This window comes from Herminiimonas arsenitoxidans (genome assembly GCF_900130075.1).
Classification (GTDB): Bacteria; Pseudomonadota; Gammaproteobacteria; order Burkholderiales; family Burkholderiaceae_D; genus Oxalicibacterium; species Oxalicibacterium arsenitoxidans.
In genome coordinates this window covers 1,011,157-1,030,415 of the sequence record NZ_LT671418.1, presented here as the reverse complement: position 1 = coordinate 1,030,415, position 19,259 = coordinate 1,011,157, and the positions used below count along the sequence as shown (strand labels likewise).

At 52.1% G+C, this 19,259-nt stretch carries 17 protein-coding genes; 12 read left to right on the top strand and 5 right to left on the bottom strand.

The genetic code is table 11. The features are described from left to right. Positions 1-19: 19 nt before the first annotated feature. Positions 20-256, bottom strand: coding sequence for a hypothetical protein (locus BQ6873_RS04825; RefSeq protein ID WP_076591637.1), 237 nt, complete (start codon positions 254-256; stop codon positions 20-22). A 57-nt stretch (positions 257-313) separates the two neighbouring features. Here BQ6873_RS04825 and BQ6873_RS04820 point away from each other — a divergent pair, with 57 nt between their 5' ends. The 10 genes from BQ6873_RS04820 to BQ6873_RS04775 all read left to right on the top strand — a co-directional run bounded on the left by BQ6873_RS04820 (position 314) and on the right by BQ6873_RS04775 (position 11,863). Next, positions 314-1,942 carry a PHA/PHB synthase family protein gene (locus BQ6873_RS04820; RefSeq protein ID WP_076591636.1) on the top strand — a complete coding sequence of 543 codons (1,629 nt, stop codon included), beginning with the start codon at positions 314-316 and terminating at the stop codon, positions 1,940-1,942. Between the two features lie 178 nt (positions 1,943-2,120). After that, positions 2,121-2,693 carry a polyhydroxyalkanoate synthesis repressor PhaR gene (phaR, locus tag BQ6873_RS04815; protein WP_076591635.1) on the top strand — a complete coding sequence of 191 codons (573 nt, stop codon included), beginning with the start codon at positions 2,121-2,123 and terminating at the stop codon, positions 2,691-2,693. A gap of 101 nt (positions 2,694-2,794) precedes the next feature. Beyond that, on the top strand, positions 2,795-4,156 hold the full coding sequence (gene rimO / locus BQ6873_RS04810; protein WP_076591634.1) for a 30S ribosomal protein S12 methylthiotransferase RimO: 1,362 nt from the start codon (positions 2,795-2,797) through the stop codon (positions 4,154-4,156). Beyond that, a complete protein-coding gene (locus BQ6873_RS04805) occupies positions 4,156-4,638 on the top strand; it encodes a hypothetical protein (RefSeq protein WP_231949280.1) in 483 nt (160 codons plus the stop codon). Before rimO ends, BQ6873_RS04805 begins: the two co-directional genes overlap by 1 nt. Positions 4,639-4,659: 21 nt before the next feature. Beyond that, complete coding sequence (locus BQ6873_RS04800) at positions 4,660-5,832, top strand: cystathionine beta-lyase (RefSeq protein ID WP_076591633.1); 1,173 nt, start codon at positions 4,660-4,662, stop codon at positions 5,830-5,832. Between the two features lie 445 nt (positions 5,833-6,277). Beyond that, on the top strand, positions 6,278-7,885 hold the full coding sequence (locus tag BQ6873_RS04795) for an ABC transporter substrate-binding protein (protein WP_157889204.1): 1,608 nt from the start codon (positions 6,278-6,280) through the stop codon (positions 7,883-7,885). A gap of 75 nt (positions 7,886-7,960) precedes the next feature. Beyond that, complete coding sequence (locus BQ6873_RS04790; protein ID WP_076591632.1) at positions 7,961-8,911, top strand: ABC transporter permease; 951 nt, start codon at positions 7,961-7,963, stop codon at positions 8,909-8,911. A gap of 2 nt (positions 8,912-8,913) precedes the next feature. Next, on the top strand, positions 8,914-9,810 hold the full coding sequence (locus tag BQ6873_RS04785; RefSeq protein WP_076591631.1) for an ABC transporter permease: 897 nt from the start codon (positions 8,914-8,916) through the stop codon (positions 9,808-9,810). Beyond that, positions 9,807-10,868, top strand: coding sequence for an ABC transporter ATP-binding protein (locus BQ6873_RS04780; RefSeq protein WP_076591630.1), 1,062 nt, complete (start codon positions 9,807-9,809; stop codon positions 10,866-10,868). The genes BQ6873_RS04785 and BQ6873_RS04780 overlap by 4 nt, the downstream gene beginning before the upstream one ends. Further along, on the top strand, positions 10,865-11,863 hold the full coding sequence (locus BQ6873_RS04775) for an ABC transporter ATP-binding protein (protein ID WP_076591629.1): 999 nt from the start codon (positions 10,865-10,867) through the stop codon (positions 11,861-11,863). Before BQ6873_RS04780 ends, BQ6873_RS04775 begins: the two co-directional genes overlap by 4 nt. Positions 11,864-11,940: 77 nt before the next feature. Here BQ6873_RS04775 and BQ6873_RS04770 read toward each other — a convergent pair whose 3' ends face one another. From BQ6873_RS04770 to mfd, 4 genes are all read right to left on the bottom strand, one after another. After that, complete coding sequence (locus BQ6873_RS04770) at positions 11,941-12,300, bottom strand: DUF4870 family protein (protein ID WP_076591628.1); 360 nt, start codon at positions 12,298-12,300, stop codon at positions 11,941-11,943. A 131-nt stretch (positions 12,301-12,431) separates the two neighbouring features. Then, positions 12,432-13,187, bottom strand: coding sequence for a hypothetical protein (locus BQ6873_RS04765; protein WP_076591627.1), 756 nt, complete (start codon positions 13,185-13,187; stop codon positions 12,432-12,434). Positions 13,188-13,410: 223 nt separating this feature from the next. Beyond that, positions 13,411-14,256, bottom strand: a complete 846-nt coding sequence (gene serB / locus BQ6873_RS04760) for a phosphoserine phosphatase SerB (protein WP_076591626.1) — start codon at positions 14,254-14,256, stop codon at positions 13,411-13,413. A gap of 24 nt (positions 14,257-14,280) precedes the next feature. Continuing rightward, positions 14,281-17,724, bottom strand: a complete 3,444-nt coding sequence (mfd, locus tag BQ6873_RS04755; RefSeq protein ID WP_076591625.1) for a transcription-repair coupling factor — start codon at positions 17,722-17,724, stop codon at positions 14,281-14,283. A gap of 201 nt (positions 17,725-17,925) precedes the next feature. On the opposite strand from mfd, the gene ispD reads away from it, so the two are divergent. Continuing rightward, positions 17,926-18,621, top strand: a complete 696-nt coding sequence (gene ispD, locus BQ6873_RS04750) for a 2-C-methyl-D-erythritol 4-phosphate cytidylyltransferase (protein ID WP_076591624.1) — start codon at positions 17,926-17,928, stop codon at positions 18,619-18,621. Continuing rightward, a complete protein-coding gene (gene ispF / locus BQ6873_RS04745) occupies positions 18,618-19,106 on the top strand; it encodes a 2-C-methyl-D-erythritol 2,4-cyclodiphosphate synthase (protein ID WP_076591623.1) in 489 nt (162 codons plus the stop codon). The genes ispD and ispF overlap by 4 nt, the downstream gene beginning before the upstream one ends. Positions 19,107-19,259: the final 153 nt, after the last annotated feature.

Below are 19,259 nucleotides of genomic sequence, written 5' to 3'. Positions count from 1 at the left end.
CTCTATAATCGCCAGTCGATCAAGCTTCTGGTTTGTGCTCTGACGCTGAACTCTCACTTTTTTGCATTTCTGCACGGTGCAGTATTTCTTGCGCTTGGCGCTTACGCTTGCGTTGTCCTGTCCCCATCACGTATACAATAATCGAGACAGGCAATACGCCGTATAAAAGGAAGGTCATGATGCCCGCGACTACCGATACTTCGGTGATCGCCATCATGAATACGACGTAGATCCACGCGATGGCAACAATGTACATAAAAATGCCTGAAGTGAAATTCAAACCGCAAAGATACTCGAAAAGAGAACTGCAAGCATGAATAAGTCCGAATCGTCTCAGTCCTCCGCGCACGCGCAAAGCATGGGCATAGATCCCGCACTTGCTGCAGAAATGCAGCGCGACTATACGCAACAGCTGACCACTTTGTGGCAGCAGATGTTGACGGCGCAAGTGCCGCCTGTTGCTGACAAGCGTTTTTCCAATGCGGCTTGGCAGTCGAGCACCTTGCATGCGTTTAATGCTGCTGCATATTTGCTGAATGCCAAATTCTTGACGGCGATGGCGGATGCGATGGAAGTGCCGCCGAAAGCCAAGCAGAAAATTCGCTTTGCTGTAGAGCAAATGGTGAATGCGATGTCGCCGGCCAATTTTCTATTTTCCAATCCGGAAGCGCAGCAAAAGATTGTTGAGACTAAAGGCGAAAGTCTGACCAATGGCTTGAAGCATCTTTTTGCCGATATGCAAAAAGGGCGGATTTCACAGAGCGATGAAACCGCTTTTGAAGTTGGTCGTAATGTGGCGATTACTGAAGGTGCAGTCGTCTTTGAAAACGAATTGTTTCAGTTGCTGCAATACAAACCGCTGACGGCTACCGTGTACGAGCGGCCGCTGCTGGTGGTGCCGCCTTGCATCAACAAATATTACATTCTTGATCTGCAGCCGCATAATTCCTTCGTGCGCTATGCGGTTGAACAAGGACATACCGTTTTTCTGGTGTCGTGGCGCAATGCCGATGCGTCGATAGCGCATGCAACGTGGAATGACTACGTCGAGAATGGTGTGATTCAGGCGATGAATGTCACCAAAGCCATTTCCAATCAGGAAAAAATCAATGTGCTGGGCTTTTGCGTCGGCGGTACTCTGCTGACGAACGCGCTTGCCTTGTCATGCGCGCGCGGCGAAAAACCGGCAGCCAGCTTGACCTTGCTGACGACTTTCCTGGATTTTTCCGACACCGGCATCATTGATGTGTTTATCGATGAGGCCAAGGTCAAGGAAACCGAAGAGTCGATCGGGCATGGCGGCTTGATGAAAGGACTGGACTTCAATGCCGCCTTCGCCAGCTTGCGTTCGAATGAACTGATTTGGAATTATGTCGCATCGAATTATCTGAAGGGTGAGAACCCTGCGCCGTTCGACATGCTGTACTGGAATGCCGATAGTACCAATCTGCCGGGTCCCATGTATTGCTGGTATTTGCGCAATACCTATCTGGAAAACAATTTGAAGAAATTCGGCGAATTCATGCTGGCCGGTAAAAAAATAGATTTTGGAAAAATCGATGCGCCCAGCTTTATCTATGGATCGCGTGATGATCACATCGTGCCGTGGACCAGTGCGTATGAATCGACCAAGATACTTAATCGCAAAAAACCTCAGCAGAATCGTTTCATACTGGGAGCCGCTGGGCATATTGCTGGGGTTATCAATCCACCGACGAAAAGCAGACGCCAATACTGGATCAACGATGATCAGCAAGTACTTGACCCGCTCTCCTGGTTAGCCAGTGCGAGAGAAGTTGCAGGTAGCTGGTGGCCAGCATGGTCAGATTTTTTGGCCACTCATTCTGGCGAACGTGTGAAGGCACCACGTAAATTAGGCAATACGAAATTCAAACCAATCGAACCTGCTCCCGGTCGCTACGTGAAGGCAAAAGCGACGTAAATCGTCGTCGCAGAGGCGGGGCAGCAGTTTGGCCTCATCTTGAGGTGGGTCAAGGTCTGGCGTAATGTTGCGTAAACCTTTGTTTTTTCGCACTATAATGGTTTCACGAGGGTGACTTCGTTTGCTTTTTAGCCGATTGAATATAAATGCGTTGTAACGCAACAAGTTGGGATGACAGATGACGAGTACAAAAAAAATCTCCGAGCGTTTGATCAAGAAGTATCCGAACCGCCGTCTGTACGACACGCAAACAAGTTCGTACATCACGCTTGCCGATGTCAAACAGTTGGTGCTGGATAGCGAGCAGTTTTCCGTGCTCGATGCCAAGACCGATGAAGATTTGACGCGCAGTATTTTGTTGCAAATCATTCTGGAAGAAGAAGCGAATGGTTCGCCTATGTTTTCCAGCGCTGCCTTGTCGCAAATCATTCGTTATTACGGTCACGCGATGCAGGGCATGATGGGTTCTTACCTGGAAAAGAATATCCAGGCTTTCATCGATATCCAGAATAAATTGACGGAAAACTCGAAAGATCTATACGAAGGCAAGCCGTTTAGCCCTGAAATGTGGGCGCAATTCATGAACGTGCAAGGCCCGATCATGCAAGGCATGATGAGCAATTACATCGAGCAGAGCAAAAGTTTGTTTGTGCAAATGCAAGAGCAAATGCAGACGCAGTCGAAAAACATGTTCGGCGCTTTCCCTTTCGCTCCACCAGCCCCACCACCTAGCGATAAAAACAACAAGTAAGCGCATCTGGCTGCACGCGCTACGTCAAGTGGCGAGCGTGCCAGCCAAAAGGGTACAATAGCGGCTTCGTTTACACAGCCAGCTTTTTGCCCGCCTCAGCCATGACCAACGCTCTTCAAGCAACACCCAAAATCGGCTTCGTTTCCCTCGGATGCCCGAAAGCTCTGGTCGATTCAGAACAAATCCTTACTCAGCTGCGCGCTGAGGGTTATGACACTGCCAAGTCTTACGATGGCGCCGATCTGGTCATCGTCAACACGTGCGGCTTCATTGATGCCGCCGTGCAAGAGTCGCTGGATGCGATAGGCGAAGCATTGAATGAAAACGGCAAGGTCATCGTGACCGGTTGCCTGGGCGCGAAAAAAGACGCTGATGGCGATGACATCATTCTAAAAGTCCACCCGAAAGTGTTGGCCGTCACTGGCCCGCATGCGCTGGGCGAGGTGATGGATGCCGTGCATAAGCACATGCCTAAGCCGCACGCACCGTTCATCGATCTGGTGCCGGCGCAAGGTATCAAGCTGACACCTAAGCATTTTGCCTATCTGAAAATTTCTGAAGGCTGTAACCATCGTTGCAGTTTCTGCATCATTCCATCGATGCGCGGCGATCTGGTATCGCGCCCGATCGCAGATGTGATGATGGAGGCGGAAAATCTGTTCAAGGCTGGCGTCAAAGAATTATTGGTGATTTCACAAGACACCAGCGCTTATGGCGTCGATGTTAAATTCCGCATGGGTTTCTGGAACGGCAAGCCGGTCAAGACGCACATGACGCAACTGGTTGATGCCTTGGGCGATTTGGCCAAGCAATACGGTGCGTGGGTACGTCTGCATTACGTTTATCCATATCCGCACGTAGACGCGATCATTCCTATGATGGCTGAAGGAAAAATCCTGCCGTATCTGGACGTGCCGCTGCAGCACGCGCATCCAGATGTATTGAAGCGCATGAAGCGTCCAGCCAGTGGTGAAAAGAATATCGAACGCATACAGGCTTGGCGCGAGATGTGCCCAGACTTGACGATACGCTCGACCTTTATCGCCGGTTTCCCTGGCGAGACCGATGCTGAATTTGAATACCTGCTCGACTTCCTGAAAGAAGCGCAAATCGACCGCCTTGGTTGCTTTGCCTATTCGCCAGTCGAAGGTGCAACGGCTAATGATTTGCCGAACGCAGTGCCGGAAGAAGTGCGCGAAGAACGTCGTGGCCGCGTCATGTTGCTGCAGGAAGAAATCTCGAAAAAACGTTTGCAGGCAAAAGTCGGCAAAACCATGCGCGTGTTGCTGGATGAAGTCAATCGCAATGGCGGTGTTGCCCGTTCCGGTGCCGACGCACCAGAAATCGACGGCGTGGTCTACGTTAAACCACCGTATGAGCCGCATTTGAAATTGAAGGTCGGTGAGTTCGTCGATGTAAAAATCACGGCAGCCGATGCACATGATTTATGGGCGGAAGCATAATGAAAAAAATATTGATCACGTCTTTGATTGCATTGTTTGGATGCGCGGCTACTAACGCATTTGCGGAAATAGAGCCATTGACGCCAGCACCTGTCGTCAGCGCACCTACTTCAACACTGTTCCTCAAACCGGTTTCTTTTCGTGGTGTCGTGGGTGATGTGCAGGTACAAGTGAATCTTCGTCCTAAAGCTGATATTGAAGAAGGCATAGAAGGCGAATATTTCATCTTCGGTAATTCGAATAAAATTTTGCTGGCTGGTGAAGTCGAAGGCGATCAGTTGTTGCTGGAAGAGTCGGAAAACGGCACCAATATTTCCGGTCAATGGGATGGCAAGATTGACGGTGATGCCGTAGCTGGTCTGTGGACATCTGCCGACGGTTCGATTACCAAGCCATTTTCATTAAAAGCGATTGCGCTTAAGCAATCGGCGGCACCAGCACGTGCTGTTAAAAAAGTGGCGACGAGCACCAACAGCAAGTAATCATTTCATTGGAGAGCGCGCGTGACTGATCGCACATCGTTACAAACGGCATTGATCCACAATGACTATCGTGCTCCCGATGGTTTCTCCGCACTCCCTCAAGCAATTCATCACGCTTCGACTGTCTTGTTCAAGGACGTGGCCAGCATGCGCTCACGCAACTGGCAGGACAAGAATGCTTATACCTACGGCTTGCACGGTACGCCGACTACCTTCACGCTGGAAGCACGTTTAGCTGCCATCGAAGACGGTAAACACTGCGTGCTTGCGCCTAGTGGTCTGGCTGCTATTGCATTGGTCGATTTCGCTTTTCTTAAAAGCGGTGACGATGTACTGATTCCCGATAATGTCTACAACCCGAATCGTGATTTGGCCAATTGGCTTACGAGCGATTTTGGTATTACTGCGCGTTATTACGATCCATTGATAGGCAGTGGTATCGCCGATCTGATACAGCCGAATACCAAATTGATCTGGACCGAAGCACCAGGTTCGGTATCGATGGAAGTGCCTGATCTGCCTGCGATCTGCAAGGCAGCGCATGCCCAAGGCGTGCTGGTTGCGCTCGACAATACCTGGTCGGCCGGCATCGCACTGCGTGCCTTCGATCTCGGTGTTGATATCGTGATGCAAGCCTTAACCAAATATCAGTCCGGTGGTTCTGACGTTCTCATGGGCGCAGTGATTACACAAGACAAGGCCTTGAATCAGCGCTTGGAGAATGCGCATATGCGTCTGGGTTTTGGTGTTGCAGCGGATGATGTGTATCTGGTGTTGCGCAGCTTGCCGACGATGAAGTTGCGTTTCGATGCGCATGATGCTGCCGCACGCAAGGTCGCTGCATGGTTGCAGACACGGCCAGAGATCGCGACTGTGCTGCATCCAGCCTTGCCGGAATGTCCTGGACACGAACTCTGGCAGCGCGACTTCAGCGGTGCAGGCGGATTGTTTTCCGTCTTGTTCGATCCGCAATATACGGAAGCGCAGACAGATCGCTTTGTCGATAGTTTGAAATTGTTCAAGATCGGTTTTAGCTGGGGCGGTGTGCATAGCCTTGCTGTGCCGTATCGCATGCAGCACATGCGCAAGAACTGGCCGCATCAGGGGCAGTTGGTGCGCTTGAATATCGGTCTGGAAGATCCACAGGATTTGATGGCGGATATAGAACAAGCTTTTGGTGCGCTGAAGGCATAAAACACAGGAATGCACTGGATTCCGGCTGGCCCGGAAATGATGTGCTTTCTGATTAAATAAATATCAAATGAAAAGACGGCACCCTTGGACAGGGTGCTTTTTTATTTCTGAGTTCGTTTTCCCATCCTTATTCAAATCATCAATGCTCCCTCAGTTTCACATGCTGTTTTTGCATGTTTGAACACATATTCTGCTACATCACCTAGTTACCCAAGATTGGGCAAAAAGCCTGTCCCAAAACAGTGCTCACGTGAATATGCGCATCATGATTGCGCGAACTTGGGCTCAGAAGAGGGAAGTGCCGCGTACGGAAATTGCTAAGTGAAGTAAGAGATACACGCCTCTTGTCAGAGAGGAATCTTCCATGAATGCAAGGGTTGGCATGCCACGTGCTTATCTCTGGCATGTCACATTGTTTTGGTGGCTTATTTACTGGGAGATTGTTATGTCGTTGGATAAATGGATTGCACGATGGTTGATGGTGGTACCTGTCGCGCTGGCACTGCATTCGGAGGTACATGCCGAAACAGTAGCACGCTACGGGATCTCGATGGCGGATATTCCGCTGACTACAGGCCAGCCGGATCGTGGTGCTGGTGCTTATCAATTTACAGGTCACACGATTTACGATCCGTTGATCGCGTGGGAAGCGAATATCGGCACGCGTCCGGGCAAGTTGATTCCGGGTCTTGCAACTGAATGGAAGGTTGATCCCAAGGATCAAAAGAAATGGATGTTCACGCTGCGTAAAGGCGTGAAATTCCATGACGGTTCCGACTTCAAGGCTGATGCCGTAGTGTGGAATCTGGACAAGGTATTGAACGACAAATCGCCACAGTTCGATGCCAAGCAAAGTGCGCAAGTACGTCCGCGTATTCCTTCCATCGTGTCGTATCGCAAGGTCAACGATTACGCGGTTGAAATCACAACCAAAGATGTCGATGCACTGTTCCCTTATCAATTGCCATGGTTCCTGATTTCCAGCCCTGCACAGTGGGAAAAAGTCGGCAAGGACTGGAACAAGTTTGCTTCGCAAGCATCCGGTACAGGTCCATTCAAGCTGGATAAGTTGGTGCCGCGTGAACGTGCTGAACTCGTGAAAAATCCGAACTACTGGGATAAATCGCGTCTGGCGCAAACCGATCGCATCATCTTGTTGCCTATCCCTGATGCATTGACTCGTGCGAATGCCTTGATGAACGGTCAGGTCGATATCATCGAAACGCCACCACCTGACGTTTTGCCGCAATTGAAAAGCTCGGGCTTCAAGCTGGTCACCAACGTCACACCGCACGTTTGGCCTTACCACTTCAGCACCCAGCCTGGTTCGCCATGGACTGATATCCGCGTACGTAAAGCAGCCAATCTGGCGGTTGATCGCAGCGGTATCGTGGCCTTGATGAATGGTCTGGCAGTTCCAGCCTACGGTCAGCTTGATCCGACCAGCCCATGGTTCGGTAAACCGACTTTCAAAATCAAGTACGACCTTGCCGCTGCACGTGCATTGATGGCGCAAGCCGGTTACAGCCCAAGCAAACCTTTGAAAGCGAAGATCGTGATCGCACAAGGTGGTACCGGTCAGATGTTGTCGCTGCCTATGAATGAATACATACAGCAAAGTCTGGCGGAAATCGGTATCCAGGTTCAGTTTGAAGTCGTGGAACTGGAAACTCTCTACCTGCACTGGCGTAGTGGCGCCAAGGGCGATATCAATGCAAGCAAAGGCATCACTGCCATCAACCTTGGTTATGTGACTGCCGATCCTTTCTATGCATTGACCCGCTTTGCCGATAGTCGTTATGTCGCACCGAATGGTGTGAACTGGGGTGGTTGGTCGAATCCAAAAGTGGATGCAGAACTGGATCAGATCCGTACAACTTTCGATACCAAAGTGCAGGACAAATTGCTGGCACAAGTGCATCAAGCGATGGTCGATGACGCCTTGATGTTGTGGGTCGTACATGACGTCAATCCACACATGATTTCGCCAAAAGTGAAGGGCTTTATCCAGGCTCAACACTGGTTCCAGGATCTGACCACGATCCGTATGTAACACAGCGTTCGGGGCGAGGCGCGGTCTGCGCTTCGCCCTTCATACGCCCATCTTCTGTACTACTGAAAGTTGTCCATGTTTTCCTACATTCTGAAGCGTCTGCTGTATGCAATACCGATTGCGTTGAGCGTCACGCTACTGTCTTTCATGCTGGTGTATCTGGCACCTGGCGATCCGCTGAATGCAATTGCGCCTGCCGATGCACCTGCCGATGTCATCGCTGCACTGAAGAGTGCTTACGGTCTGGATAAACCTGTGCCGGTGCAATACGGCATGTGGCTGCTGCGCGCAGTGCAAGGCGATCTAGGGACCTCGATTGCTTCCGGTCGTGAAGTCGTGACTGAAGTCATGAGCGCCGTGAGTAATACCTTGTTGCTGGCTGGCGTGGCTGGTTTTATCGGCGTGCTGTTCGGTTGTGTGCTGGGTGCGCTGGCCGGTTACTGGCATGGCGGCTGGATCGATCGCATCGCTACCTTTTTGTCCGTCATAGGCGTGAGTGTGCCGCACTACTGGCTGGGCTTGGTGCTCACTATTATTTTCTCCATCTGGCTGGGTTGGTTTCCGGCGATGGGTGCCGGGCCGGGCGGCTCATCCGAATGGCTGTGGGATTACGCACATATACGTCATTTGATACTTCCTGCGATTACGCTGGCAGTGATCCCTATGGGCATCATTACGCGCACTGTGCGTGCCTTGGTGGCTGACATGCTGGAGCAGGAGTTCGTGATTGCCTTGCGTGCACGTGGCTTGAACAATCGCGCCATCTTCCGCCATATCGCGAAGAACACTGCACCAACCGTGCTGGCCGTTGCAGGTTTGCAGATTGGTTATCTGATGGGTGGCTCGATACTGGTGGAAACCGTATTCGCATGGCCTGGCACCGGCTTCCTACTCAACACTGCGATCTTTCAGCGCGATATGCCGCTGCTGCAAGGCACGATACTCGTGCTGTGCATGTTCTTCGTTGGCTTGAATTTGATCGTCGATATCCTGCAACCGTTGCTTGATCCACGTATGGGACGTTGACTATGGCCTTATCTTTAAAATTTGGAACGCAAGCTGCAGTGTCGGTAATGCCGGCACCGGCGCGTGGTTACTGGACGGTCGTATTGCGTCAGTTGATGCGCGATCCGGTTGCCATGACTGCTGCATTGGTGGTCTTGCTGATTGTTTGTGCGGCGGTATTCGCACCTTGGCTGGCGCCGATGGACCCGTACAAGGGCAGCATGATCAAACGTTTGCTACCTATCGGTAGTGAGGGTTATTGGCTGGGTACCGATGAGCTTGGTCGCGACATGCTGAGTCGCCTGATGTACGGCGGACGCTTGTCCTTGTTGATGGGCGTGACACCGGTGCTGGCCGCTTTTGGTATTGGTACTTCTATCGGTTTGCTGGCTGGTTATGTTGGTGGTCGTTTGAATATGATCATCATGCGCGTGCTGGATGTGTTCTATGCCTTCCCATCAGTGTTGTTGGCGGTGGCGATCTCGGGCGCGTTGGGTCCTGGCATGACGAACAGTATTTTGGCCTTGACGTTGGTCTTCGTGCCGCAAGTGGTGCGTGTGGCCGAAAGCGTGACCACGCAAGTGCGCAAGCTGGATTACATCGAAGCAGCGCGCATGAGTGGTGCCAGCGCATTTTCCATTATCCGTGTGCATGTGCTCGGCAATGTGCTCGGACCAGTATTCGTCTACGCGACCGGCTTGCTCAGCGTCAGCATGATTCTCGCAGCCGGTTTGTCCTTCCTCGGCCTGGGTGTCAAGCCGCCAGAGCCTGAATGGGGTTTGATGCTCAACACCTTGCGTTCGGCCATCTTTCGCAATCCGTGGGTCGCGGCTTTGCCCGGCTTGCTGATTTTCATCACGTCTATCGGCTTTAACTTACTCGCCGATGGTGTGCGCTCTGCTATGGATATCCGCCGATGAAACAAGAAACTGTAAACCTGGCTTCAACAGATAAAGGCGGTCCTGCACAGCCTTTGTTGATGATCAAGGATCTCAAGAAATATTTCCCCGTGCGTGGTGACATGTTCCAGCGCGAACGCAAATTTGTGCATGCCGTCGATGGCGTCAGCTTCTCGGTCGCCAAGGGCAAGACGCTGGGCATAGTCGGTGAATCCGGTTGCGGCAAGTCGACGACTGCGCGTTTGATCGCACGTCTGGTAACGCCGGATAGCGGCAGCATGATTTTTGATGGCGAAGGCGTAGCTGAATTCGGTGGTATCGAATTCAAGGAATTCCGCCGTAATTTGCAGATGGTATTTCAGGATTCATTTGCTTCACTCAATCCGCGTCTGACGATTAGCGAAACAGTAGCTTACGGTCCGCAGGCACATGGCGTATCGAAAGCGGATGCAATGGCGCGTGCACATGCACTGTTGGCGCGAGTTGGCTTAAAGCCTGAGCAATTTGCGACACGCTATCCGCATGAACTGTCGGGCGGCCAACGTCAGCGCGTCAATATTGCACGTGCATTGGCTTTCGAGCCGCGCTTGGTGATACTCGATGAAGCTGTTGCAGCGCTGGATAAGTCGGTGCAGGCGCAAGTCTTGAACTTGTTGCAGGAACTCAAGGCTGAGCATGATCTGACCTATCTTTTCATTTCGCACGATCTGCATGTAGTGCATTACATCAGTGATGAAGTAATGGTGATGTATATGGGGCAGGTGGTGGAGATGGGACCGGTAGAAAATATTTACGGCAATTCCAGACATCCATACACACGCGCCTTGTTGTCCGCAGTGCCGTCCATGGATCCAGCCAATCGTACCCAGCATTCGCCACTCAGCGGCGATCCGCCGAATCCTATCAATCCACCGAGCGGCTGTCGTTTTCGTGAGCGTTGTCCGCATGCGGAAGCCGTATGTGCAGCGCAGGTGCCGGCATTGATGGCGGCTGAAGGCAATGTCGGACATACCGTTGCCTGCCACATGAATGATCCGCAATCTGGCCATACGCAAACCTTGATGGAGGTGGCGGCATGAGCAAGCCTTTGGTCTCGGTACGTGATCTGAGTGTGGAATTCCATGGCAATCGTCGTGCGAATGCGCTGGATAAAGTCAGCTTTGAATTGCAGGCTGGAGAAGTCCTGGGTTTGTTGGGCGAATCCGGTTCCGGCAAGAGCGTCACCTTGCGCACTTTGCTGCGTCTGCATCCACAACGCACCACGCGCATCAGCGGCAGCATAGAAGTGGATGGCGCAGATGTGCTGGCATTAAAAGGGCGCGATCTGGAGGCATATCGTGGTGGCACGACGTCTATGGTGTTTCAGGAGCCGGGGTTGGCTTTTGATCCTGTCTACACCATCGGTCAGCAAATTACCGAAGCAATACGTGCGCATGAAGCAGTCGATCACAAGACTGCGATGCAACGTGCGCTGCAAATGCTGGAGCGCGTGCAAATTCCACAGGCGCGACGTCGTTACGATGCGTATCCACATGAGCTATCAGGTGGTATGCGTCAGCGCGCGATGATCGCTTTGGCACTGGCATGCAAACCTAAACTATTGCTGGCGGATGAACCGACGACGGCGCTGGATGCGACGGTGCAGATTCAGATTTTGCTCTTGCTGCGTGAGCTGCAAAAAGAAACGGGCATGTCGGTCATCTTCGTCACTCATGATATTGGCGCAGCAGTTGAAGTAGCGGATCGTATTGCTGTCATGTATGGCGGACGCATCGTGGAAGAAAATACCGTCAGCGGCATCGTGCACACGCCACGTCATCCATACACTGCCGGTTTGCTCGCTTCGACTGTAGGCACCGAGAATCGCGGCAAGCCTTTGCTGGCCGTGCCGGGTTCGCCACCGGATTTATCGGCCTTGCCACCGGGTTGTAGTTTCGCCCCTCGTTGCAGCAATGTGCAAGAGCGGTGCTTGAGTGAACGACCAGCGGTGATTACCCTGGGCGGCGAGCGTCTGGCTTGCTGGAATCCTGTGATTCCATTGGTAGTGGAAGAGGCGGCGTTAGCGTCTGCTTAAGCAGTAGGAAGGTTGTGTCGCACAAAGAAAAAAGCATCCATACGGATGCTTTTTTTATGAGGTCAAGCTGAACAAGCCTAAGGCATGGGTTTGTTATCGTTCAAATCGACGATGCCCTTGATCAGACGATACAGCTTCCACAGCCAAGCGATGCCCCAGATCAAAAATGCGGCAGGAATGCCGACAAAGGTCAGAAACAATACGCCGCCCAGCGTCATCCACACCAGATACCACCAGAACGAACGAATCTGCCAGCCGTGATGGCTGTAGACGAAGGTATTGGCAGAATCTTCGCGTTTGACGTAGTTGAGTATCAGTGGAATGAAAGAAAACGCACCCAGCGAAAACAGCAAGCTGGCTGCATGCGCGATGTATAGCCACCATGCGAGGTTCTTGGCGGATTGTGTTGAGGTGTCTAAAACGAGTTGCTGGTCCATGATGATATTTTCTTGTGAGTATGTAATTAGGATATCAATTGTCCGGCAGAGTTCCTTGCAGCATGATTTTCCCTTGCTGCTTCAATGCACAATCAGATGGTGATGATCGTATCAGAAGAGCATACAAGGTTTCACTTTGATTGCATGAAGCGAGCAAACAGTGGCACCTTGATTTTTTCTTTTTGCGGTTCAGCTGGCGGCAGACCGAGAAAAATGTGGCGATAAGATGCGTACAAGAGTCCACCCAAGACAGGGTAGAGCGGCACAACGGTCAGACCGTGGAATAGTGCACCGCCCATCAGAACGAGCACACATAGAAATACGACGACCACGACGAATTTGTTTTGATTAAATGCGACGAAGGTATTATCCAGGCACATCCTCAAAGACAGACTGGTGCACACGAAAAGTGGGATTGCGAACCACGGCAGGATCGCAAGCAGCCAGATTCCGATAGTGAACAATGCCTTGGAGCCACCCATGAAGTCACTGACGTCATAGGATTGCGCGATATAGGGAACGGTGGATTCCGGCGCAACGACAGATCCTTTGATGAGAAGTACAGTGGCGGAAATGACGAGCGCCATGATCAGAACCGTAGCGGCCGAGCACAGCAGAATACGTAGAAGTCCAGCGGGTGAGGATTTTAGAATTTGCAGAACGGGTTGCTTGGTGTCGGCGCTGTATGCGACCAGTACGAAGACACCGACCAGAACCGGCGAAACGATGATCAGAACCAAGGGCGGGAACGATCCGAACAAGCCTATCGTCGCAAGCACTAGACACACATTGAGTGCCAGATGCTTGCCGGAAAAATGTACGGCTTCCTTGATCCAGCGCTGCCAGCTGGATGTTTCAACCTGCCGAGGTCCAAAGGTATTCATCATGATGGTCGAAGCAAATGATTTTCAATGAGAGGGACTTCTCAAAAACATCAATAACCTGAACTACGATGATCTTTTTTACTTAAGATTGTTTAGAGCATAAAGGAAATTTGGCAGGGAAAGCAATAAACTCGGCACCGGGCGAGTATTTTTTATCAGTAAGCAGGTTTTAGGCGCACGTTGGGCAAACGAGCTACATGTCCTGCCGTCAGCCGCTAATGCCTAATTAGTTAGGCAACAGATTCAACACGCCATCCAGACCGACAAAATTCAAGGCGATATCCGCTTGTGCTCGCACCACTGGTTTGGCACGGAATGCGACGGACAATCCGGCAATACTCATCATCCGCAAATCATTGGCACCATCACCCATGACTATCGCTTGTTTTGGTGAGATTCCTAGTTCTTTGCAGACGCGCTCCACAGTCAGCTTCTTTTCCTCGCCGTCAACGATGTCGCCGATGACGCGGCCGGTCAGTTTGCCGTCAATGATTTCCAACTGGTTGGAATGGGTGTAGTCGAGGTTGAGGCGCTGTTTCATCATGTCTGTAAAGAAGGTAAAGCCGCCGGATACCAGCAAGGTTTTCATACCTGCAGCCTGTATTGCCGTCAGCATTCTTTCTGCGCCTGGTGACAGCCCCAGACGTTCATCGTAGACACGTTGTAGCGCGCTGGCATCGAGACCTTTGAGCAGGGCGACACGACGGGTCAGGCTTTCCTTGAATTCCAGTTCGCCGCGCATGGCGGCTTCCGTGATTTCTGCAACTTGCGGCTTCAAGCCTTGCATGTCGGCGATTTCATCTATGCATTCAATCGTGATCAGCGTCGAATCCATATCCATCGCGACCAGCTTGAAGTCCGACAATGTGCGGCTGCGTTCGATGAACGCGTAGTCCAGTTTGGCAGCCCAGGCGGCGATATCGATTTGCGACTTCACTTCATCGTTGTAACTGATATCGGTGCAGCGGTAGGCATGCTCATTGATGGCGATAATCGAGCGTGGACGGGCAAGACCGGCGATTTGTTCGACGATATGGCGTTGGGTGTTAAGTCCTTGCAAGATCAGATTCATGAGTTTATCAATTCAGTTAAGTTCTTATGCGAGTAGTGCGCGTATCGTGTTCTTGATCTGCAGCACGCGTGCCGCCAGATCAGGCATATTGGCCGTGATGCGTAATTTATCCTGGCCGTTCAATTTGATATGACGATTCTTTTGAATCAGCTCAATGATGCGCATCGCATCGATCGGTGGATTCGGCTCAAATTGCAGTGTGGCAGATTCTGCGTGCGCGTCAATCTTGATGATGCCAACCGGCACAGCAGCTACCCGCAATCTATGCGTTTCCACCAGCGCTTGTGCTGGATCAGGCAATTTCCCAAAACGATCGATTAATTCTTCCTGCAGATCAGTGACGGCTTCCTGCGTTTTGCAATTGGCCAGACGCTTATAGATAGACAGGCGCTCATGTACATCGCCGCAATAGGTGCTAGGCAACAAGGCGGGCACGTGCAGATTGATTTCGGTTGTGGTCGAGAGCGGTGCTGCGAGGTCAGGTTCCTTGCCGCTTTTCAGCGAGCGCACTGCTTCATTCAACATATCTGAATAAAGCTGGAAGCCGATCTCGCTCATTTCGCCGGATTGATTGTCACCCAACACTTCGCCGGCACCACGGATTTCCAGATCGTGCATCGCGAGGTAGAAGCCACTGCCCAGTTCTTCCATCTGCTGAATCGCATCGAGTCGACGTTGCGCCAGTTTGGTCAAACCTTGTACATCGTGTACCAGCAAATAAGCGTAAGCCTGATGATGCGAACGACCGACGCGACCACGTAATTGATGCAATTGTGCCAGACCGAATTTGTCGGCTCTGTGCATGATGATGGTGTTGGCTGTCGGGACGTCAATGCCGGTTTCGATAATCGTCGTACACAGCAGGATGTTGAAGCGTTGCGCCACAAAGTCGCGCATGACACGCTCCAGATCGCGCTCGTGCAACTGGCCGTGCGCCACGCCTATGCGTGCTTCCGGCATCAACTCTTCCAGCATCGCTTTGCGGTTCTGGATGGTTTCCACTTCATTGTGCAAGAAGTAAACCTGTCCGCCGCGCTTCAATTCACGCAGGCAGGCTTCGCGTATGACGGAATCGTTTTCACTGCGGACGAAAGTCTTGATGGCTAGACGTTTCTGCGGCGCGGTGGCGATGATGGAAAAATCGCGCAAGCCTTCCAGTGCCATGCCCAATGTGCGTGGGATAGGTGTCGCAGTGAGCGTCAGTACATCGACCTCGGCGCGCAATGCTTTCAGCGCTTCTTTTTGTCGTACGCCAAAACGATGTTCTTCATCAATGATGACGAGGCCGAGTCGCGAGAACTTGATATCGGCTGACAGCAGTTTATGCGTGCCGATGACGATATCCAGTGTGCCGTCGGCCATGCCCTTGATTGCTTGCGTGACTTCCTTCGCAGTGCGGAAGCGAGACAGTTCTGCGATACGTACCGGCCAGTCGGCGAAGCGATCGGCAAAGGTTTGCGCATGCTGTTCTGCGAGCAGAGTTGTTGGCGCCAGAATCGCAACCTGTTTGCCACCGAGTACAGCAACGAATGCGGCGCGCAAGGCGACTTCTGTTTTGCCGAAGCCGACGTCGCCGCAGATCAGTCTGTCCATAGGCTTGCCGCTGGTCATGTCCTTGATGACGGCATTGATCGCAGCGGCTTGATCGGCGGTTTCTTCGAAGCCAAAGCTTTCTGCAAAGGCTTCGTAATCGTGTGCCGAATATTCAAAGCTGTGGCCTTCGCGCAGTGCGCGGCGGGCGTACAGATTCAAAAGTTCGGCAGCAGTGTCGCGGATTTTTTCAGCGGCACGGCGCTTGGCTTTTTCCCACTGGCCAGAACCGAGTGCATGCAAGGGCGCATCTTCCGGTGATGCGCCGGAATAACGTGAGATCACGTGCAACTGCGATACAGGCACGTAGAGCTTGGTGTCCTTGGCGTATTCTAGATGTAGGAATTCGGTTTCGCCTTCACCGAGATCCATGCTGATAAGGCCCATGTAGCGGCCTATACCGTGATTGACGTGCACCACAGGATCGCCGATTTTGAGTTCGGACAGATCGCGCACCATCGACTCGACTTGGGTCGCGCCTTCCTGCTTTTTGCTGCCGACGCGACGGCCAGAGCCGGCGTACAACTCGGTTTCAGTAATAAAGGCGAAGCCACCCAATGCATGGCCAAGTTCGAAACCGGCATGCATAGGAGCAACGCCGAGCATCAGCTTGGCGGATGCGGTACTGAAATCGGCAAAGCTCTCTGCAGGTGCGAGCGACAGATCGTATTCGTTGAAATATTGCTGCAGCGTTTCGCGTCTACCGTTGGTTTCTGCACAGATCAATACACGCTTATCAGTTTGCAGCAGATACGAGCGTAGATTGACCAATGGATCGTCGGCACGACGATTGACGGCGATATTCGGTAGCGGCGCAGATAGTTCGGAGGCGACGTCTTCGTTTTGCAGTATCCAGCGACCGTAAGGTTTTGCCAGCGTGAAGAAATTTTCGTCGCTGAGGAAAATTTGTTCCGGCGCGAGGATAGGGCGCTCGCGATCCGATTTGAGGAAACGATAACGAGATTGCGTATCGTCCCAGAAACGTTTGATCGCTGCTTCTATATCGCCTATGAGTGCGAAGGTCGTATCTGTTGGCAGATAGTCAAATAGCGTGTTGGTTTCTTCAAAGAACAGCGGCAGATAGTATTCAATACCGGCGGATGCGATGCCGCTGCCTATGTCTTTGTAAATCACCGAGCGGCTAGGATCGCCTTCGAACAGCTCGCGCCAACGACCGCGAAATGCGGTGCGCGCTTCTTCGTCCATAGGAAATTCGCGTGCCGGCAGCAGGCGTACTTCCTTGACTGGATACAGCGAGCGTTGCGAGTCCGCGTCGAAAGTGCGTATCGTATCTATCGTGTCGCCAAACAAATCGATGCGATACGGCAAGACGGAGCCCATAGGGAAGATATCGATCAAGCCGCCGCGCACCGAATATTCGCCAGGCGACATCACTTGCTTGACTGGGCTGTAGCCGGCGAGCTGCAACTGCGCTTTCAGCTTCGCTTCATCCAGCGTTTCGCCTTGTTTGAAGAAGAAGGTGTAGGACGCGAGGAAGGCGGGCGGTGCCATGCGCACCAACGCAGTGGTGGCCGGCACGATCAAGACATCGCATTGCCCGTTTAAAACCTCGTACAAGGTCGCCAGACGCTCGGAGACGAGATCTTGATGCGGTGAGAAGGCATCGTAGGGCAACGTCTCCCAATCCGGTAGCAGGTGACAGCGTAGATTGTTCTGTTCTTTACCGAACCAGGGGATTTCAGCTAGCAGGCGTTGTGCATCACTGGCGTTCGCCACGACGACCGTCAACATACGCTTTTGCGATTTCAGTTCTGCGGCGGCTTGCGCCAGCACATAAGCATCCGCTGAACCATGAACAGGAGGCAGAACGAAACGCGAACCGGGCTTGGGGAGAGATTTTTTTAGGTCGAATGACATCAAATAGCGACATTGAAAATGTCAGGGTGGTCACAAAGTGCCTGCAACTTGCCTATACGCACTTCATTTGACAGTGAAAAATTATGATGCGATTATAAACCAAGCCCTTCTTTACGTCGGGCGCGTGCGTATTCGGATAACAATTTCCCTACAATAGAGCGCACCCATGCACGCAGCTACGCATTTTCCCACCACGACAACATGAATTTACCTCGCTATTTCGCCTTGATCCCTGCCGCCGGTGTTGGCGCACGCATGGGCGAAAAGATTCCAAAACAATATGTGCCGATTGCCGGCAAACCTATGCTGCGGCATGTGCTGGATACGTTTTCCAGTGCAGATTCGATTGCGCATACCTTTGTCGTGGCAAGTGCCGAGGATGGTTATATCGATGCGACGATGGCGGCCTTGCACGACAGTTCCTACGTCACGGTATTGCGCGTTGGCGGTGCAACACGGCATCAGTCGGTATTGAACGGCTTACATGCGATGCGCGAGATGGTTGATGATGAAGATTGGGTGCTGGTGCATGATGCGGCTCGTCCTGGACTGAGCATCACGCTGATCGATAAACTGATCAATATCCTGCGAGACGACGAAGTAGGCGGTTTGTTGGCCGTGCCTGTGGTCGATACGTTGAAGCGCGCTGGCGAAAAAGGGCGTGTCGATCAAACAGTCGCGCGTGATCGCCTGTGGGCAGCGCAGACGCCGCAAATGTTTCGCTACGGCTTGCTACGTCGCGCGCTGGAGCAGGCGGTGGCAGTGACGGATGAAGCAAGCGCAATCGAGGCACTGGGTTTGCAGCCCAAGCTGGTCGAAGGCGATGCACGTAATTTCAAGGTGACGCTGCCGCATGATGTGGCGCTTGCCGAACTTTATTTAAAAGGATTTGTATGAGTGTTCCATTTCGCGTCGGACAAGGTTACGACTGCCACGCACTGGTTGAAGGTCGCAAGCTGATCATAGGTGGCGTGACGATTCCGCATACGACGGGTTTGCTGGGGCATTCGGATGCGGATGTGTTGCTGCATGCGATTACTGACGCCCTGTTTGGCGCAGCAGCATTGGGTGATATCGGACGACATTTTCCGGATACGGCGGTTGAGTTTGCTGGCGCAGATTCACGCGTCTTGTTGCGTGAAGCGGTCAAGCGCGTGGCAGCGGCTGGTTTCAGCATCGGTAATGTGGATGCGACCATCATTGCGCAAAAGCCGAAAATGGCGCCGCATATTCCAGGCATGGTGGCGAATATCGCAGAAGACTTGGGTGTGGCGATTAATCAAGTCAATATCAAAGCGAAGACGAATGAGAAACTCGGCTATCTGGGGCGCGAAGAAGGTATCGCTGCCGAAGCTGTCGCCTTGATTTATCGAACCGTATAAAAATGTTATGTCTGTTGCGCGCGTAGCGCATCCAGGTCATGCAAAAAGGATAATTTTTTCAGCATTCGCTGTATTTTTGACCTTCTTGCAGCGAATTTCTCGAATAAAAGTGATTATGTATTGAATTTTCAAGAAGAATCGCTATCTACTTGA

What these genes read in the sequence shown, in the direction of transcription:
- BQ6873_RS04820 (WP_076591636.1), top strand. Translation starts at nt 314, where the DNA reads ATGAATAAGTCCGAATCGTCTCAGTCCTCCGCGCACGCGCAAAGCATG.
- BQ6873_RS04790 (WP_076591632.1), top strand. Translation starts at nt 7,961, where the DNA reads ATGTTTTCCTACATTCTGAAGCGTCTGCTGTATGCAATACCGATTGCG.
- BQ6873_RS04775 (WP_076591629.1), top strand. Translation starts at nt 10,865, where the DNA reads ATGAGCAAGCCTTTGGTCTCGGTACGTGATCTGAGTGTGGAATTCCAT.
- ispF (WP_076591623.1), top strand. Translation starts at nt 18,618, where the DNA reads ATGAGTGTTCCATTTCGCGTCGGACAAGGTTACGACTGCCACGCACTG.
- BQ6873_RS04825 (WP_076591637.1), bottom strand. Translation starts at nt 256, where the DNA reads ATGTACATTGTTGCCATCGCGTGGATCTACGTCGTATTCATGATGGCG.
- BQ6873_RS04770 (WP_076591628.1), bottom strand. Translation starts at nt 12,300, where the DNA reads ATGGACCAGCAACTCGTTTTAGACACCTCAACACAATCCGCCAAGAAC.
- rimO (WP_076591634.1), top strand. Translation starts at nt 2,795, where the DNA reads ATGACCAACGCTCTTCAAGCAACACCCAAAATCGGCTTCGTTTCCCTC.
- serB (WP_076591626.1), bottom strand. Translation starts at nt 14,256, where the DNA reads ATGAATCTGATCTTGCAAGGACTTAACACCCAACGCCATATCGTCGAA.
- BQ6873_RS04795 (WP_157889204.1), top strand. Translation starts at nt 6,278, where the DNA reads ATGTCGTTGGATAAATGGATTGCACGATGGTTGATGGTGGTACCTGTC.
- phaR (WP_076591635.1), top strand. Translation starts at nt 2,121, where the DNA reads ATGACGAGTACAAAAAAAATCTCCGAGCGTTTGATCAAGAAGTATCCG.
- mfd (WP_076591625.1), bottom strand. Translation starts at nt 17,724, where the DNA reads ATGTCATTCGACCTAAAAAAATCTCTCCCCAAGCCCGGTTCGCGTTTC.
- BQ6873_RS04805 (WP_231949280.1), top strand. Translation starts at nt 4,156, where the DNA reads ATGAAAAAAATATTGATCACGTCTTTGATTGCATTGTTTGGATGCGCG.
- BQ6873_RS04765 (WP_076591627.1), bottom strand. Translation starts at nt 13,187, where the DNA reads ATGATGAATACCTTTGGACCTCGGCAGGTTGAAACATCCAGCTGGCAG.
- BQ6873_RS04785 (WP_076591631.1), top strand. Translation starts at nt 8,914, where the DNA reads ATGGCCTTATCTTTAAAATTTGGAACGCAAGCTGCAGTGTCGGTAATG.
- ispD (WP_076591624.1), top strand. Translation starts at nt 17,926, where the DNA reads ATGAATTTACCTCGCTATTTCGCCTTGATCCCTGCCGCCGGTGTTGGC.
- BQ6873_RS04780 (WP_076591630.1), top strand. Translation starts at nt 9,807, where the DNA reads ATGAAACAAGAAACTGTAAACCTGGCTTCAACAGATAAAGGCGGTCCT.